The following is a 17,871-nucleotide window of genomic DNA, read 5'->3' on the forward strand; positions in this document are numbered from 1 at the left end:
ACCTCACTGCTGCCCGCCTATGTTGAAGATTACGTGTCGCAGGAATCTCTCGTCCGCGTCGTTGATGCCTTCGTCGAAACGCTCGATCTCACGGCGCTTGGATTTGAGCGCACTGTCTCCGCCGCAACGGGAAGACCAGGCTATCACCCCGGCGACATGCTGCGGCTCTACATCTGGGGCTACCTGAACCAGTTGCGTTCATCGCGACAATTGGAGCGCGCCTGCCAACGCGACCTGGAGGCCATCTGGCTGATGCGGCGAATGACCCCGGATTATCGGACCATTGCAGCGTTCCGGCATGACAATCCCGAAGCGATCATCCGCACGGGGGCCGCATTCATCAGCTTCTGTCGCGAGAACGGCTTGGTCACTCCTGGCAAGGTGGCGCTGGACGGAACAAAGATGCGGGCGGTTGCCAGTGCGAAGAATATTGCAGGAGCGGATCGTCTGGCACGCGACATCGCTCATACCGCAACAGAAATCGCCTACTATCTCGACCGCCTCAACATAGCAGATCAACACTCGGCGGGCGCGCGCGATCAGACGGTCAATCGCGCGGCGTTTGCCAGCGCAATCGCGTCACTCGAACGCCGTAAGCAGCGCTTGGAAAAGCGACAAGCCGAACTTGGTGAGCATGATACCAACGTCGTGGTCTTCGGAGAACCGGATGCACGACCAATGGGATATGGCCGGGCGCCGAAGTTCCCAGCCTATAATCTCCAGAGTGTCGTCGATATTGAAAGCGGCCTGATCATTCACAACGATGTCGCCAACGAAGCCAACGACAGCCAGTTGCTGCATCCAATGGCGATAGCGGCAAAAGAAGTGCTCGACGTCGACCAGCTCGAAGTGCTGGCGGACGGAGGCTACTCGAACGCGCAGGAAGTCGCGCGTTGCGAACAGGACGGTGTCCGCGTGGCGGCCCCGATCAAGCGCGGAGCCATGAGCGCGCAATACTTCCGCCCCGTGCAATTCGTCCATGACGAGCAGACCGACACGATCCGCTGCCCTGCTGGTGAAACCATGTATCCCAAGGGCAAGCATACCCGAAATCGGGCGATCCGCTACAGAACGCCCGCCTGCCAGACTTGCCAGATCAAACAGCAGTGTACGCCGGGATATCAGCGCACCATTCACAGGCTCGTGGATCAGGGCGCGCTCGATCGGATGGAACGTCGGGTTCACGAGAACCCTGATCTTATGACGATCCGGCGCTGCACGGTCGAGCATCCCTTCGGCACCATCAAGCGAATGTCTGGCGGAGGCCGCTTCCTGACCCGCGGTTTGCGACGGGTGAAAGCCGAAGCGGCCCTGTCGGTCCTGGCATTCAACATTATCCGCGCTTCGAACGCCTTCGGAACCGGAGCGCTGATGTCGCGTGGCTGAGAACCCCGCTCTATTCGGTTCTAGTCATCGCTGCCGCATTGCGTGCTCGCTGAGTTTCTGCACAGCCTGGGGGTCTCCCCGCTGATGGGGGTGCGTCGGCAACGCCAGTGCCGACCAGGGGGAAGGCTTTCCCCTCCTACCCCCTCCCAGATCGCGACCCTCTTGGTTCCAATTAGCGGCCCATTGACTCCCAATCAGCCGAGGTAGATAGTTCCAATTATCGGAGACTAGGGGACGGGATGTTCAAGCGGTTTGTAGAGCGCCGGGCGGAGGAAGCCCTTTCAGATACGCCCGTGGTTCTCATTGTAGGGCCACGGCGGGCTGGCAAAACCACGCTCGTCAAGAAGATGGGGGAAGCCGGCCGCACCTATATCACGCTGGACGACCAGACCGTGCTGGAGGCTGCGCGGTCCGATCCGGCCGGATTCATCCGGGGACTGGATCGGGCCATCATCGACGAGATTCAGCGCGCGCCCGACCTGCTGTTGGCGATCAAGAAGACGGTCGACGAGGACTATCGTCCGGGCCGATTTCTCCTCACGGGCTCAGCGAATGTGCTGACCTTGCCACGGGTCGCCGATAGTCTCGCCGGCCGGATGGAAACGCTCGAGATGCTGCCGCTGGCACGGGCCGAGATCGAGGGCAGGACGCCGACCTTTCTGGAGCGTCTCTTCGAGGGAAAGCTGCAAAAGCCAAGCAAAGCGATCGTCGGCGACGATCTCGTCCACTCCGTCCTGCTCGGCGGCTTTCCCGAGGCGATCGCCCGTGAGAGCGAGCGGCGCCGGCAGGACTGGGCGCGATCCTATCTCACGTCGGTTCTCACCCGCGATCTCAGGGACATCGCAGAGGTCGAGAAGCTGACCGAGCTCCCGAAATTCGTGCGGTTGCTGGCCGAGCATTCCAGCCAATTGGTCAACTATTCGCAGTTCGGAGCCAGCATCAATGTCAGCCACAAGACGGGACAGCGCTATGTCGGGCTGCTCGAACAGGTCTTTCTGATCGCGACGCTGCAGCCCTGGTTCACCAACGCGCTGAAGCGCATCGTCAAAACACCGAAGCTACATTTCCTCGATTCCGGCCTGCTGGCGAGCACGCGGGGCCTGACCTTCGACAGGGTGAAGGCGGATCGCGGGACGTTCGGCGCCCTGCTGGAAAGCTTCGTGTTCTCGGAAGTGCTCAAGCTGACGACAGCCTCGGACCTGCGACTGACACCCTATCACTTCCGCGATCGCGACATGCGCGAGGTCGACATCGTGCTGGAGCGTGACGACGGCATGATCGCCGGCATCGAGGTGAAAGCGAGCGCCACGGTCAAGTCCGGCGATTTCGCTGGGCTGCGCGCCTTGGCCGAAGCCTGCGGAGACCGCTTTGCTTTTGGCACCGTGCTGTATGACAGCACGGATATTGTGCCATTTGGTGACCGGCTGGCTGCGGCGCCATTGTCCTGTCTGTGGAGTTGAGCGGATGTGCAAAGATTGCCGACTGATCAACCTTCGCGATGCAATGATCGTGGGAGGCCTCCGTGAGCCTGTATGAGAGGTGGTGCGACGCCACGAGAGAAAAAGACAAACGCAAGTACTACTGGACCTATGTCGAGAAGCATGGTGGCCGCGATGAAATCCAAGGGGACTTGGCTGAAACGATCCGTTCGCATTACGACCGACTGGAACGCATTGCGGAGGACGTGGACCGGCTCGGATACAAGGTCGCCGCCGAGATCCTCTGCGAGGCGATGCCTCAGACGTCCAAGGGTCGTTCCGGCGATCTCGGCGAAATTCTCGCGACTGAGCTCGTCGAGGAGGAGATTGGCCTGCGTGTCCCTGTGCGCCGTCTCCGCTACAAGGACGGGCGCAACATGGCCATGCGCGGAGATGATTTCATCGGTGCCGGGTATGACAGTAAAGGCGAGAAGCTCTGGCTCCTGAAAGGCGAAGCCAAAAGCAACAAGGTGCTCGGTAAGGCCACGGTCACGAGCGCACGCAAGGTGCTCAACCGCGATAGCGGTCGGTGTACGCCGGACTCGCTGCTGTTCGTTGCAAACCGCCTGCTGGAAAGCAACGACCCGGACGACAACGCACTGGGCCGCAGCCTTCGCGACGAGGTGGGCCTGAAGTCTCTCCGGGCGGATCGCATCGATCACATGCTTTTCACTATATCGGGCAACGGTCCACACGCTTCGTTGAAACAGGATCTCGAGGCGACCGGCACCAATCGAGACCAGTATGTCGTGAACATTCACGTCAAAGACCACCAGGACTTCATCGCGGCCATGTATCAGGAGGCGGAAGATCTTGGAGACGATTGACGAGTTGACAACTTTCCTGACGGACGCGACCGTCGATGGCATCCTCGGACGCCTCCTGTATCGCGGCGCGGCATGGTCGCTGATGCGCGAAAACGGTGTACTGCCGCCGAATGCGCCGCCGCTCGGCGCGACGATCGAAACGGATCTTGCGGAACACGGCTTCGCCCTGCTTAGGGGCGCAATGGCGCTTCGTGCTCAGGTCGGCACCTCGGACCTGACCAGCAAGGCGTTCGAGCGCTCCGCCAATGCCTTCGAAGCTCTTGTTCGCAATGGTGATCTGGAATCGCATGATCGAGGCTTCCGCCGCACCATCGCTGCCGCAGCCTATCATCTCGCCGGATTTTCAGCCGTTGCCTATTCGCTCTTCAACGAGACCGCGGGCGACCTGAACACCTCACCCGGCGAAACAGCGATCCAACATCTGATCCTGCGCGATCTCGGCCAATTGCGCGGCTTCGTTCGCGATTGGCTGGACAACGACGATCACAAGGATGAGCAGATCGCGGAGGCTCTGCGGGGTGAAGAGCCCGATGTCGATGAAGCTCTGTCGACCATCCTCAACACGACGATCTGCCGGGCGCTGGCGTATTTTGATTTCGCGCTTGAGACGGGCGAAACCGAGCCGATCGAGACAGCAAGGGCATTGCTCGACGTCGCGGTCAGTCTTGCAGACAATGCGGAGAATGTCCCCCTGTGGTGGATCTCGAACCTCTGTCGTCACCTTATCGATGACCTGTGGCAGCATTCCCTGCACGAAAATCTGCCGACCGAGCCACCGGAAGGAACGGAGGAAAAATACCCGGACCTGCGCAGGCTATTCATCTCATCGCTCTATGCTCGCAAAACTTCCGAGGTGGAGTTGTGGCCATCGCAGCGCGAAGCAGCCCGGCGCTCCACCGACGTCACGGACGATCTGGTTGTCGCCTTACCAACCAGCGCAGGTAAAACGCGAGTGGCCGAGATTGCAGCGTTGATGACCCTTTCGTCGGCGCGCCGGGTACTGATTGTCACGCCGCTGCGCGCGCTGTCCGCACAAACCGAGCGATCCTTCAGAAAAACCTTCGCGCCTCTCGGCTTCAGCGTCTCCTCACTTTACGGTGCCAGCGGCCTTTCGGCAGGCGATGAAGACGCATTGCGCACTCGCGAAATCATCATCGCGACACCTGAGAAGCTCGACTTCGCATTGCGAAGCGACCCATCGCTGATAGACGATGTCGGTCTCATCGTCCTCGACGAAGGCCACATGATTGGTCCGAGCGAGCGTGAAATCCGTTATGAGACGCTGGTCCAACGCCTGCTTCGGCGCACAGACGCGGAGAGCCGTAGGATTGTCTGTCTGTCCGCCATCCTGCCAAGCGGCGAAGAGCTAGACGATCTTACGGCATGGATACGCTCCGACGAACCCGGCGCGCCGGTGCTCTCAGACTGGCGTCCGACCCGACAACGATTTGGCACGCTTACTTGGCGGGGCCAAGACGCACTGCTTCGCCTCGATCTGAATCGCAATGGTCCGTTCATCGATAAATTTGTCGTGCAGAAACCGGCTAGAGGCAAAGAAAAACTACCCTACCCACGCAAGACGTCGCATCTCACCTTGTTCGCTGCATGGGAGTTCGCCGGCCAAGGAAAGAGGACGCTGATCTTTTCAACCCAAGCCAATTGGGTCGAAGGCTTCGGCAAACAAGTCGTGGACCTCTGCAAGCGTGGATATTTGGGCTCACTGCTGGAGGATGAGGCACCGATTGCCCGCGCTCTTGAGGTCGGCAAGGAGTGGTTGGGAGAAGACCACCCCGCCGTTGCCAGTCTGAAGGTAGGCATCGCGATCCATCACGGTCGGCTTCCGAGCCCATTCCTGCGCGAATTGGAAACGCTGCTGTCCGAGGGCGTCTTGAAGGTCATCGTTGCATCGCCGACGCTCTCCCAAGGCCTCAATCTCAACGCTGCAGTTATGCTGGTGCCGTATCTGGTCCGCAGAGGCGAGAAGATCAAAGGCGAGGAGTTCGCAAATGTCGCCGGGCGAGCCGGTCGCGCTTTCGTGGACGTCGAAGGCCTCATCATTCACGTGATGTTCGACAAGATCAGATGGCGAGAAAGAGAGTGGCGTGAGTTGGTTGCCTCCGCCAAGGCCCGCACACTGAAGAGCGGCCTCATCCAAATCGTCGCAGAGATCCTTGAGCGCCTGGCTCGTGAAGGCGTTCTGGAGCGCGATGACGCATGGGAATATCTCGCCAACGCCCGCGAAGCCTGGAGATCGCCAGCGGAGGAAGCCGCAGTCGCCGAGCGCTTGGCGGCCGGCGCGGAATATGACGCAGATGGCGGTGAAGATGAAGGCGGTGATGACGAGGGGGAGACCATCGACGAGGAACCGCTTTCGCAAATCGTTGAACGCCTCGATGCGACTGTTTTCGGATTGATCGAAGCGCTGGACGCCGACCGGGCGGATCTGCCAACGCTCTTGGACGAGGCGCTCAAAGGGTCGCTCTGGGCCCGCCAGATAGCCCGAGAGGACGAGGACATCGCGCCATTGCACAAGAAGGTGTTCGAGGCGCGCGCTGAACTCATATGGAAGTCCACTACAATGGATGCGCGGCGTGGACATTTCGCGATGGGTGTCGGGCTCGAGGCTGGGCTCGCCATTGATGCCATGGCAGACGAATTGGCCGATCTCCTCGATCAAGCCGACGCTGCTGCGCTGAGTGGCGATGTAGACGAACTTGTCGACGCCCTCTGTGGTCTCGGGGAACGCTTGTTGTTCATGCGGCCTTTCATTCCCGACAAGACGAACGCGCTACCGACCAATTGGAAGGACATCCTGCGCCGTTGGGTGTCTGGCGACGATGTCGCCAATATTGGGCCTCAGAATATGCGGGCTGTCGAAGAGGCCTTCACCTATCGTTTGGTCTGGGCCTTGGAAGCTGTTCGTACCCGCCGCATGTCCCTCGGCTGGTCTCCAGAAACAGTGGTGGGGGGCGCCGCAGCAGCGGTCGAAACCGGCGTTCCACAATTCATGATGTCGATGCTGATCCGCGCGGGCCTTCCATCACGGCGCGCAGCCATGGCGGCAATCGAGGATGCCGAGCCAGCCTTCGTCACGCCCGCGGAGATGAGGGCCTGGCTCGAATCCGACGAGATCACAGCTTACACCGATGCTGGTGATTGGCCGACCCCCGACACGGCAGCGCTATGGGCGCGGTTCCGAACGGAGGCCCTGAGTGGCGGCATTCAGAAATGGTCGGTCGAACACTACAAGCGCCTGCTCGACACCGCGACCGCCCCCCCTGCCGGCCTCTATCGGATTGTCACAGACGATGGAGATGGGCGGACCTGGATGGCGACGCCTGACTATCAGCGGGTGGCGGCATTCAAGAAATCGGCACTTGATCCGAAGCCCAGCCTGTTCTCGGGGCGGCTGCAGGGCAATACTAGGTTGGTGGAAGCGTTGCGCGTCGGCCGTGGGAAACTGCGCTGGCCACGGGCCAACACGTAGAGGAGAACCTACGAGATAATTTCCGCTATTTTTCGTTGGAAGGCTGAAAAAATCCTGCTCTTAGGTCACGATTACTTTCCGAGTGCTTAGGCAGCTGCAAGGAGATGCGCTGATTCTTTCCCATCCGCCGCTGCGAAGAAAATTCTACGCGCTGGATGGCATCGATATCGCCGGATGAATACTCGACCCTGTTGGCCTCATCGAAAGGAATGTGTTCCGCCTCTACCCAGAGAGCAACGGTGAGTATCACGTCTCCCAACCGAACGGGTCCGTCGGAAGTCGTGACGGTCACCTCGCCGGGATAGGGAAAGCACACCGTTCGGAAAACGGGTGACTGGGCCTTTTCTATGCCTTCAAACGGATCAGTTGCCTCCTGAAGCTGGAGCCAAAGATCGTTCAAAGACCAGGTCGCGCCGGTCTCCTCGTTACGAAAGATGGATGCAAAAGGGTCCGTATCCTCGGGTAGCGTACAGTCAACATCCGACGGTTCTGGCATATTCCAATCTAGCGAGCGAAATTTTCGAATTCCGACTCGTGAGATGACGCACACTTTGTGCCAGAAGAGCACGAAGTCTACCTGCAGCAATGAATTGACATCCTCAATCCCGATCTCCGAGAGCTTTCGAAGAGAAACACCACATTGCTCGGCGACCTTCTGGGCACTGTCGGTGAAGCCTGACGCACTCACCGCGATTGTACGATCTGCACCAATCGCCTTTTTCTTCGCGGCCAGTTGCTCGATCCAGGTGACATCCTGAATTGCAGTCCTTCGCCGACACTCGATCGTCAAAAGGACTTCGGCGGAGCCAATCCACGTACGGATACTTGCATCGACCTCTCGCAGCTGACCTGTAATCTTGCATCTGATACGATCAGGAGAGGTAACAGTCACATTTCCGGGGTCTGCATCAGCCTCTATTCTCGCAACCAGACGCTCGAATTCACGCCATTCAGGATCTTGGGCTTCGCTGGCGCTCATCTTTTGCGACGCTTTCCGTCCGCACCGGCATCGAGGAACATCGGGAAAAAGCTGCGCTGTGTCTTCACCTTGATGACGTCATTGACCCCAATCGTGTTTGCTTTCCGTCGCTCACCGCCTGCAGGTGTAATGACTTCAAGATCCGGGTTCTCTATAATCGCCGTATGAATGTCATCGGCGTGAGCAGGTGTGACGTTGTAGATGCTCTCGTAAAAATCCATAACGGGCATCGCATCACCTGTCTCAGTCACAAGACGCGGAATATCTCCCAGGAGTTGGCTCTTCGCGGACGCACGGGCATCACTGTCGAACAGATAGAGCATGCCTTCGTCATGCCGCGGATCATAAGACAGCATGTTGAGGCCGGACCGACCGAAATGTGCCTGCATCGTTGCATTGTCATGCAGGATGTTGTTGTAGACCTGCCGCGCACGGCAAGCGTTGGCGAAGTGAATGAGCCAATACCGCCAGCCACCAGGGTTATTAATCGAGAACGGGCTTACATAGGGAGCGCATCTCCGGAACACGTCAAAAACGATTTTTTCAGCCGTGCCGAGCCAGTCATTCTTGCTCATGACCCCGTTCAGTTCACCGATATCGGCGGTCTTGAGCCCAAGATAGTCCAATCGGGCAGTGAGTTGATCTGGTTGGTCCTTTTTCAAAAAGGCCAACAGAGAACTGATCATGAACGTGTAGAAGATCTCAGCCGCTGGATAGGTCCGCATGATGTCGACGATCGTGTCACGCTCGACGTGGCTATCCCCGCATTGGTCTAAGTTGAACAATACGCTTCGATAACGGCCCTGCTCCAGCAACGCCCTGGTTTTCGGGTAAGCTTTCTCGAAGAACTCATTCAGGTACTCCACGCGAAGATGCAGCTTCGGGCATGTTTCCGCGATATCTGCCTGCAGTGGCGCGACATGGGTCTTCAATAGTTCGATCGCATCCCGACTGGCATCATTAAAAATGAGAAGACACTCGACCTCAATAGCGCCCAAACCTTGCGCCGCCCGCTGTGTGTTGACCGCTTCAGTCGCGCGCCTGAGTTCTTCAATGAAAATCAGCGGGGACCCGGGCGTTCCGCACTGGTAACGTCCCCCACCAGCAAACCCATCGACTATTGCAAGCCTGAAACGTTCCTGTTGGGGTAATTTGCAGCGAACGGTAAGATAATCAAAGACGTACTCACGAAGAATCTTGTGTTTGCGCCGCGAATGCTCTTCGAGCTTCGCGCCATCTGCCCATTCGTATCTTTTTTCGACCATGTTGCCTCCCCGCCTATCTCTAAACTCTTACACAACCGCTTGCGGGGCGGCAGGCATTTCGTCCCAGGTGCGTCCACGATATTCTCGCCCGTTGGCCTTCTTCGAGCGTTTCTTGTTGTCCTTGCCCCAAGTTCCCCACTGTTTGAAGAAAAATGCCGTCCCTGCCGTAAGGCATTGGGCATGTATTTCATCAATCCATTCTTCGCGAATTGGACGGGCGGACTTTCCGCTTTCGCCGCCCACAATCGCCCAGTGAATATCCTGAAGATCAATTGCACCAACGGCACCAATCAGCGGCTCAAAAGAAATGAAGCGGATCGCTGCAGGTGACCGGCGGAGGTCTTCGATGCGATCAACGACTTCAGCGTTTTCGATGCTCGTACCAAGCCAAACGTTGGGCAGGACCTCTCCGATGCGGCCGCTGACCAACTCTGCCATACGCTCGGGACGCTTGGTCAGAATCTGGTAGTTATGGCGTGGCGTTTCACGCATGACTTGCCAAACGTCCAATATGAATTCATCAGTCACCTGGTCATGGAAGAGGTCACTCATCGAGTTAACGAAGATCTTTCGGGGCTTGCGCCATCTGTGGGGAATCGTCAGTGCCTGCCGATCCTCACGCACGACTCCATTCCAAACGGTCCTCCGACCCGTCTTGCGAGTTAGTCCTGCATATTTCTGGACACCCATCGCTTCGAGCCGCTTGGCCATTTCCATCGCGTAACAATGGGTGCAGCCGGCTGTAACGATCGAACACCCCGCTACCGGATTCCACGTGGCATCTGTCCATTCAATCTGTGTTTCAGCCATGTCGGCCTCCCGCGCATTCATCGTTCCGGCAGCACATCAGTCAGTACCGCGTAACGGGTTGATGAACTGGATATCGGAGAAATCTCTTTCGTTTTCTGTTGCCACCACGCAATCGTTGGCTCCCGCGACGGCGGCGATAATCACATCCAACGTGCTCCGTGGGCGGCCCGCAGATGTCCCGTCCGCCATAAGTCGTGCCCATATCAAGGCAGCCTTGTCATCAAAGGCCAAGATTCGGTCCATGAACAACTCCTGCGGGCCCTCCGGCCCTGAAAACCAAGCATCAAGTGCATCGCGCTTCTTGCCACGTGGTTTTTCCAGAATGCCGCGTCGTATTTCGGCTATGGTCAGCGATGCGATGAAGAGGTCCTCATCCCGCTGAGCTGCCATCCATTTCATCAGAGGTTCAGATGGCTTCGGCTTGACGATATTGCTGATGATGTTGGTGTCTAGAAGGTAACGGCTCACAGATCGACCCTTCGCCCTTCATCGCGCGAGCGCGAGAACTCGACTTCGGCTCCAACCAGGGGCGAACGGCGCAAGGCGGTCAGAATACTACCGGACTTCGGCGGCTCCTCCGCCACGACAGCCTTCACTGCGGCGCGCGCCTCTTCCGCTTCTGGCCCCTCTTCGGCCAAACGGCGAGCAAGCGAGCGGATCAGTTCGCGGTCGGTTTCGAGAGCCATGACTTCGAAACGTTTGAAGCCGCGCTGTGTCAGGCGCGCGCGGTAATTCTTGATCGCTCGTTTCTGTGCAGCGTTGCTCATCGCCGATCTCCATGCTATATCAGGATATATATACCAAGAAACATTGGCTTTTCAACTGCCGTGCCGAAGAGCAAGCAGTCGCGCCAAGTTGGACGCGTGCCCGAAATGTGCCACAGGGTCCGGCGTCAAGGCAGCATGGGTTAGATGTACATCGCGATCAAACAGACAATAGAGATTTTGCCCGCCGTTATTCACGACGAGGCTATATCCGTTTCTACGATCCGGCACGACGCAATGCGCCAGAAACACAGGCAACACGCTGTTTTTACATACTATTTTCCCTTGAGCAATCACTTCGAAATGTCATTCTTTGTCTTGCGCACCTCAACGCGCGAGAAACGGATGGCGACCTCTTGGCACGACAGCGACAAACCAAAGCGGAGACACTGCATCTCTCCGTCGAAGCGGCGGACACCGACGCCGCGTGTCTCGCGGGCGCCGAGCCTGATGCCCGCCTCCGCGATCTGGTCCGCCTCTTGGCCCGCCAGGCCGCCCGCGACTTTGTCAACGCCGAGACGGCTCATCATGAACAGGACCGCCTCCCCAAGTAAGGAGGCCGCCGTATGAAGGTCGCGCTCTACGCTCGTTATTCGTCTGACAATCAGCGCGATGCCTCGATCGCAGATCAGTTCCGGATGTGTCGGCTCTACGCCGAGAAGCAGGGCTGGCAGATCGTCGAGGAATACTCGGACCATGCAATCTCGGGCGCCTCACTGCTCCGACCAGGCATTCAAGCCCTAATCTCCGATGCCGCACACGGCCGCTTCAACGTGATCCTCGCAGAGGCGATGGACCGACTCTCCCGGGACCAAGAAGATATCGCCGGTATCTTCAAGCGCATGTCCTATGCTGATGTGAAGCTCGTTACCCTTTCAGAAGGCGAGGTCACGCATCTGCATGTCGGCCTTAAGGGTACAATGAACGCGCTGTTCCTCAAGGATCTCGCCGACAAGACTCGCCGTGGCCTGCGCGGCCGGGTTGAGAGCGGAAAATCCGGAGGCGGTCTCTGCTACGGATATAACGTCGTACGCACCGCCGATCCGGACGAGCGCGGTCACCGGGAGATCAACACCGCCGAGGCAAGCACCATCCAGCGCATCTTCAAGGATTATCTTGAAGGCAAGTCCTCCCGCACCATTGCCATGACGCTGAATCGTGAGGGCGTCCCTGGGCCGCAAGGCAAAGAATGGGGGCCCTCCACAATCCACGGAAACCCCAAGCGTGGCACAGGTATCCTGAACAATGAGCTCTATATCGGCAAGCTGGTCTGGAATCGCCTGCGCTACATGAAGGATCCGGATACCGGCAAGCGCGTCTCGCGCCCAAACCCGGAGAGCGAATGGGTCATTCAGGAGGTGCCGGAGCTCGCATTCATTGACCGGTCCCTATGGGATGCCGTGAAGGCGCGGCAAGCCAGCCTTGCCTTTGACAAATCCGAGAAGAGTTCAAACCCTATGAACAACCGGCGTCGCCCAAAGCACCTGTTCGGGGGGCTGATAAAGTGCGGCTGCTGCGGAGGGGGGTACTCGATGATCTCGAAAGACCTCATGGGGTGCTCAACAGCCCGCAACAAGGGCACTTGTGACAACCGAGTGAACATCCGACGCGATGCACTGGAAGCTTCCATTCTGAACGGCCTCAGGAAGCATCTGATGGAACCTGAACTGTTCAAGGAATTCTGTGCCGAGTTCACAAAGGAGGTAAACCGCCTTCGCATGGAACGCGGAGCTGATCTGGAAGTATGGAAGAGCGAGCTGGAGCGCACTGATCGGGAGCTGGACAAAATGGTGGATGCCATTTTGCAGGGATTTCCGCCTGCCAAGCTGAAGGACAAGGCCGAGAAGCTTGAGGCGCGCAAAGCCGAACTAACCGAACTCTTGGCCAATGCCGACGAGCCACCGCCGTTGCTGCACCCGAACATGGCGCAGATCTACCAGGATCGAATTAGACAGCTCTATGAGAATCTCCAGCGCGAAGAAGAGAGAGCACAAGCTGCCGAGGTGTTTCGTTCCCTTGTGGATCAGGTGACCCTTATCCCGGAGGACGGCGAACTTGCCATTGTGCTGCGTGGAGATCTGGGTGCCATCCTGCGCTTTGCTGCAGGAAAGAAAAACCCCGACTTCCTTTCGGAGGCCGAGGCTCTGGACAACCTGCTATCGCAGGGATCGTTGGTTGCGGGAGCAGGATTTGAACCTGCGACCTTCAGGTTATGAGCCCATGGACGGGCAAAACCGAATAGTCAGCAATTCCAGCCACTTACGGCGCAAGCCTTTGTTTCCGCGTGATTTTTTCCCTCGCATCCGTCAGCATTCGCGTGCATAGACGCGCAAAAACAGCGCGAAGAACGCAGTCGCAGGTTGATGTGGTGTTGATGTAGCCCGCACGGATCACTGGCCGAGTATAAACATTTCTCCATGCCTCAGGCATCATTTTCGGTGTCCCTCGAGCCCAAGTTCACCCCACATCCAGCCGAAATCGTACTCGGCAATCGGGCCTTCCCCCTGCCCGGCGCTGCGGTTTTCCAGCATCTTGAGCCAGTCGATCACCTTGTCGCGTCCCGCCGCCGTCCGCACCGCCTGGCGTGGCGACTTGCCGCCCAAGGCGGGGATCGGCGCATCCAGGGTCTCGCGGTAGTGCTTGTCAAGATGATCTCGCATCAGCTGGCGCGCGATCTCTGGCGGGATTTCGTCGGTCGCCTCGCGTGACGCATCACGCCGCTGGTCGGCCCGCATCTGATCCACCGTCCGGATCGTCGTCAAAGGCGGTCTCAGCAGATCCCCGGTGGCCGCGCTGATCAACGTTTGGACCTTCGCCGCCCGCTCGGCCGAATTGACGGTCACGAGCAGCGTCTTGCCCTTCAGTTCGACGGAACCCAGAACAGTGGCCCCCTCCATCTGCGTGTCCAGCATGATGCCGCCGCCTGCCTTGCCGCCGCGCGCCTTTCGCGCGGCAAGCCAGTTCCAGAACTTCGGTCCCTCGGGCAGGAAGCCCTTCACCCGGTCCAGCCGCTCGGCCACAGCCATCTGCGTGACGCCGCTGGCAAGCGGGTAGCGCAGGTCGTGGAACAGCACATCATCGCCGTCCGAATTGGTGAACCGCGGTTGCGCCGGGGTGAGGGCGCGGTCGATCTCGATGAACAGCCAGGCGGAGGTGAAGATGGGTGCACAGCCCAGCAGCTGGTCGCGGGTGAGCCGCAGCGCATCCGGCTTCTTCAGCTTCAGGGCGTCGCGCAACCCGGCAAACAGGAAATCCACCGCTTCAGTGCGGAAGGGCAACAGCGCTCCTGAGATGACATGGTGATCGCGTTCGGGCACCACCCGCACGGCAATCCGGTCCCATTGCTTCAACGTGCGCGTGGCGGACTTCTCGCGCACCGTGACCGGGGCGGCATCCGACAGAAGATCGCGCAGCACCATCGATGTGCCCGGCTGGACCTCGCTCACTTCGTACAGGCTGACCGGCGCATCCCGCAGGGCAGTGAAATATGCCCGGTTCAAGGCCGTTTCCTTCCAGCCGCGCCGCTTCAGGTAGAGATCGACGATGTTGCCGTCCTCATAGTGCTGGCCAAGGAAATCCTCGAACCCGCAGCCCCAGAGGACGCCTGACCACTGCTCGCCTAGCAGGTCGGCCAAGCCTTCCTGATCGATCTCGAATTCCTCCAGCGCGGGCATCAGGTGTTCGGCGACAACATCCTGCAGCCGCTCGCGCCAGTCACCTTCTCGGCCGATGAAGGCCAAAAGGCCGGAAATATCGTTGCGTTCAGCCATCAATCCTCGCAGCCACGGATCACCTCTTCCTATACGGATATTCAGCCGTCAGGCCAGACCGAGGCAGGCACCGAGCAACCATCACTTGGCCAGCGAGCACCGCAGCACATAAAGCAAGAGACAGACGGACGGTCACAAGATAGCACGATGCTATCAGTGAGTCTGCAAGACTCTCCGATTTACTTTTGAGAAGTTTGGCTTTTGATGCTGCCAAGACTCCTGCGAACGGCCATCCGCCGGTATCACTGAGGAAACGTCGGGAGAACCAACATGCTCAGCCACCATGCCTCAGTGCGATGCCAGCAACGCGGCATCAGGCACGACTTGCTTCGTGACCTTCTGTTCCATGCCGATCTTGAATTTCACGTTGGCAACAATTGCCGCCTGATCAGAGTGAGCCGGTCCCATGCCGCCCGCGAGCGTCTTGACCAGCGACTTTCACGCTACGCGGTCATCGTCAGCGATGACAGCCAATCTGTCGTCACTGCCTATCCCGTGCGGTCCAGGGCGGCCATCGCCCGATCCAAGAGGGCATGAAATGAGCGAAGCCAAGCGAGGCATTTCCGAGCAGGTGCATCACCACGACCGGCAACGCCTCCGCGCGGTGCTCGGAGATGCCCGGCAAGGCTTCACGCTCCGGGAACGCCAGCGGTTCGACGCAGCGTTCGAGCTCGGCAAGCGATACAATGCGATCATTCGGGAAGTGAAAGGTGGGCGGAGTGCCTTTGAAGGCCGCGTGATAGAAATCCTGGATGAATACGGCCACAGGACCGAGACGTTTGATGTGGCGAAGTGGAAGTTGCCGAAGGGAGTTGAACAGGTCGACACCACCGTCAGGTCAAATCCGAAATATCGGTCAATCCCTCAGAAGTCGTTGATCCACTATCTCTCCGCCATTCAAGCGCTCGCCGAGTTCGCTGGTGAAGATATTGAGAACTCACTCATCTCATTTCTGAAGGCCGCCCGGATGTGGAAAGACGAGCCGCTTCCCGATAGCGCTGAGGACAACTGGGATGCGATCAGCCGACTGCACCATATGCTCACAGCAGTCTGTCAGGGGGTCGCAGTACAAACCGGCATGATGGATGTCTTCCGCCGTCTCTATTCTATGCCGCTAACGTGGCGATACCTCGAGCAGCGCTTGCAACTTGGCACGACCAGCAATTTCGCTCGCGACTTTAGTCCAGTCGATCGATCCCCACTGTTCGACATCAATATCGACGAGACCTTTCCTTTTCCGTCGGTACCGCTGTTGCGCATTCCTCTCGCATGGGGCGACCTCGCCGTCGGAATCGAAGAAGGCAGAGCCTGCATCGCGGCGGAGCCTGGCGCCGCTCGTCGGGACGGCATCTTCATGCGTCGTGAGGCGCGGATAATCCAATACCGAGACATCCATCTGACCATCGCTCCGCTGAACGACCGCGAAGTTGGTCCAGTCCTGATGTCGCGGGGCCTTGTGGGGCTGCGCATCCCGTCATCGTCGCCGCACGTGTCAATGGTGTTCGGCACACTCCACTGGTTGGATACATTGGCAGTCCAGCAGGAAGTTCTGCATGACGGCGGCTGGCGACGGATCAAGCTGGAGTTCGATCCTGATCAGGATCGACTGGATCATCAAATAGCCGGTCCTGGCGACGATTACTCCTGGGAATGCGATCCCGTCGAATACCCAGGAGTTCTCAATTCCGGGGGTGACTACGTGGTCTATTACCGCATGTCGGTCGATCACTTGCACCACTGGCTGATTGGCGATCACGCACTTGACGGCGAAGGGGCGATCTGCCCGTGGTCCCCGTTTGATGGGGAACCGTGGACTGAGCGTCCCGGGCTCGTGCTCCCGCCGACCGGCAACCTCTGGGAAGACGCATTTCACGATGCGGACGGGAAGGCTTTACCACTCCTGAGTCCAGTTCGCACAAACGCATTCAATGTGGAAGCCGCCCTTCACAAGGGTCGGATCCACAAGGCCTTGCTCAACCAGGCCGCAGCACTTCGGCGGCAAGCCGTCCATCTGGTGGAACAACGCCGTATTGAAGCAATCGCGGCGCAGGAACGGCTGATGGCTTCCTGGAAATCCGCTCAGCATCCTCAGTCGCTCGGGGAAACACAGGACCAAGGGACAAGAAATGACACCGAATAATGCCAAGTTGATCCCCGAAGCGACCTACTGGTGGCAATTCCTTCCCGCCCTGCCCGAGCGCGCCAGCCAAGAATACTACGCGCTGCGCCGCATCTGGGCCGACCACACGATGAACACGACCAAACGCGGCCGCGGGTTTTACTGGTGGGGAACGGAAGACAACATGACGCCAGTTCTGTTCCAGAACTGGGCAGTTCTCGAGTCTCCCGAGAGCTTCGCCCCGCTCCTTGCAGCGTGCGGGCACAAGGTGAGGAACCTCCGCCGGGTCAGGTGGGCATACGCCTGTGAGGAAGCTATCACAGTCGGCTCTTTCCCGGGCGTTGATGGTCGATTCCTCATCCCGGACATCATTCTGCATTTTGAAGATGATCTGGGACCCGGACTTGTAGCATTCGAAGTGAAGCGCCCCAAGGTTCGTCCGACCGAAAAGGATGCGAGCAAGCTTCGGGCCTACACCCGTCTCGGCTCCATGCGCGCCATCGAGCGCAAGGTCGGTTGTTTCCTTGTCGGATCGACCATGGTGAACGAGGCTACCGCGCTTTCAAGAAACGCCCCAGTGGTCTCCTGGGAGCAGATGCTGGAATTGCAGCGGTCTGCGATTATGCGTGAAAGTCCGACCCTCGTACCATGGCTCGAGCGGACCTATGCCTTGCAGGGGATCGGCATAGCCAAGGCGCCGGCACCTTCTGCGGGCAACAGACATGCATCAGATGAGTCCAGATCCGCCATAGGACAAATGAACATGCCGGAAAGGCAAAAGCGGTTCCTCCTAGGCGCAGAAACCGTCGAAGCGCATCTGAGTGGGGCGAAGGTTCTTGCGCCCATGGAATGGCTGACGCAGGAGCCGAGCCGTGAGCAGCTGTCAGCAAGCCGACCGCAAACGACAGCAGCAAGGCGGATTTGTCGATGGGGCGATGGCTGGAATCCGCGGCAGGAGCACTGAGGCCGAACGTTCCAAGGTAGCC

Annotated in this window: 14 protein-coding genes; 7 read left to right on the forward strand and 7 right to left on the reverse strand. The window is 58.8% G+C overall.

The genetic code is table 11. The features are described 5' to 3' along the window. The first annotated feature begins 6 nt into the window (after window positions 1-6). The 4 genes from EEY80_RS09455 to EEY80_RS09470 all read left to right on the forward strand — a co-directional run bounded on the left by EEY80_RS09455 (window position 7) and on the right by EEY80_RS09470 (window position 7,178). Window positions 7-1,386, forward strand: a complete 1,380-nt coding sequence (locus EEY80_RS09455; protein WP_126976313.1) for an IS1182 family transposase — start codon at window positions 7-9, stop codon at window positions 1,384-1,386. A gap of 239 nt (window positions 1,387-1,625) precedes the next feature. Beyond that, on the forward strand, window positions 1,626-2,846 hold the full coding sequence (locus EEY80_RS09460; RefSeq protein WP_126976314.1) for an ATP-binding protein: 1,221 nt from the start codon (window positions 1,626-1,628) through the stop codon (window positions 2,844-2,846). A gap of 62 nt (window positions 2,847-2,908) precedes the next feature. Next, on the forward strand, window positions 2,909-3,691 hold the full coding sequence (locus EEY80_RS09465; protein WP_126976315.1) for a HamA C-terminal domain-containing protein: 783 nt from the start codon (window positions 2,909-2,911) through the stop codon (window positions 3,689-3,691). Continuing rightward, on the forward strand, window positions 3,678-7,178 hold the full coding sequence (locus EEY80_RS09470; protein ID WP_126976316.1) for a DEAD/DEAH box helicase: 3,501 nt from the start codon (window positions 3,678-3,680) through the stop codon (window positions 7,176-7,178). The genes EEY80_RS09465 and EEY80_RS09470 overlap by 14 nt, the downstream gene beginning before the upstream one ends. A 25-nt stretch (window positions 7,179-7,203) precedes the next feature. Here EEY80_RS09470 and EEY80_RS09475 read toward each other — a convergent pair whose 3' ends face one another. The 6 genes from EEY80_RS09475 to EEY80_RS20270 all read right to left on the reverse strand — a co-directional run bounded on the left by EEY80_RS09475 (window position 7,204) and on the right by EEY80_RS20270 (window position 11,526). Further along, window positions 7,204-8,157 (reverse strand): restriction endonuclease, encoded by a 954-nt coding sequence (locus tag EEY80_RS09475; protein ID WP_126976317.1) that lies wholly within the window; start codon window positions 8,155-8,157, stop codon window positions 7,204-7,206. Next, on the reverse strand, window positions 8,154-9,422 hold the full coding sequence (locus tag EEY80_RS09480; RefSeq protein ID WP_126976318.1) for a three-Cys-motif partner protein TcmP: 1,269 nt from the start codon (window positions 9,420-9,422) through the stop codon (window positions 8,154-8,156). Before EEY80_RS09480 ends, EEY80_RS09475 begins: the two co-directional genes overlap by 4 nt. Before the next feature lie 27 nt (window positions 9,423-9,449). After that, the gene (locus tag EEY80_RS09485) at window positions 9,450-10,232 is read right to left on the reverse strand and encodes a DUF5131 family protein (protein ID WP_036638519.1); all 783 of its coding nucleotides are present in this window, start codon (window positions 10,230-10,232) and stop codon (window positions 9,450-9,452) included. Between the two features lie 36 nt (window positions 10,233-10,268). Further along, complete coding sequence (locus EEY80_RS09490; RefSeq protein WP_126976319.1) at window positions 10,269-10,700, reverse strand: PIN domain-containing protein; 432 nt, start codon at window positions 10,698-10,700, stop codon at window positions 10,269-10,271. After that, on the reverse strand, window positions 10,697-10,999 hold the full coding sequence (locus EEY80_RS09495; protein ID WP_126976320.1) for a hypothetical protein: 303 nt from the start codon (window positions 10,997-10,999) through the stop codon (window positions 10,697-10,699). The genes EEY80_RS09490 and EEY80_RS09495 overlap by 4 nt, the downstream gene beginning before the upstream one ends. A gap of 290 nt (window positions 11,000-11,289) precedes the next feature. After that, window positions 11,290-11,526 (reverse strand): hypothetical protein, encoded by a 237-nt coding sequence (locus EEY80_RS20270; RefSeq protein WP_205749072.1) that lies wholly within the window; start codon window positions 11,524-11,526, stop codon window positions 11,290-11,292. 36 nt (window positions 11,527-11,562) lie between these two features. On the opposite strand from EEY80_RS20270, the gene EEY80_RS09505 reads away from it, so the two are divergent. Beyond that, window positions 11,563-13,212, forward strand: a complete 1,650-nt coding sequence (locus tag EEY80_RS09505; RefSeq protein WP_126976321.1) for a recombinase family protein — start codon at window positions 11,563-11,565, stop codon at window positions 13,210-13,212. 213 nt (window positions 13,213-13,425) lie between these two features. Here EEY80_RS09505 and EEY80_RS09510 read toward each other — a convergent pair whose 3' ends face one another. After that, a complete protein-coding gene (locus EEY80_RS09510; RefSeq protein ID WP_126976322.1) occupies window positions 13,426-14,766 on the reverse strand; it encodes a DUF2384 domain-containing protein in 1,341 nt (446 codons plus the stop codon). 538 nt (window positions 14,767-15,304) lie between these two features. On the opposite strand from EEY80_RS09510, the gene EEY80_RS09515 reads away from it, so the two are divergent. Next, window positions 15,305-16,906: a hypothetical protein gene (locus tag EEY80_RS09515; RefSeq protein WP_126976323.1), complete on the forward strand. Its 1,602-nt coding sequence runs from the start codon at window positions 15,305-15,307 to the stop codon at window positions 16,904-16,906. Then, window positions 16,893-17,849, forward strand: coding sequence for a hypothetical protein (locus tag EEY80_RS09520; RefSeq protein ID WP_126976324.1), 957 nt, complete (start codon window positions 16,893-16,895; stop codon window positions 17,847-17,849). The genes EEY80_RS09515 and EEY80_RS09520 overlap by 14 nt, the downstream gene beginning before the upstream one ends. Window positions 17,850-17,871 lie beyond the last annotated feature (22 nt).

Source organism: Frigidibacter oleivorans (assembly GCF_003993775.1).
In the GTDB taxonomy this organism is placed as follows: Bacteria; Pseudomonadota; Alphaproteobacteria; order Rhodobacterales; family Rhodobacteraceae; genus Frigidibacter; species Frigidibacter oleivorans.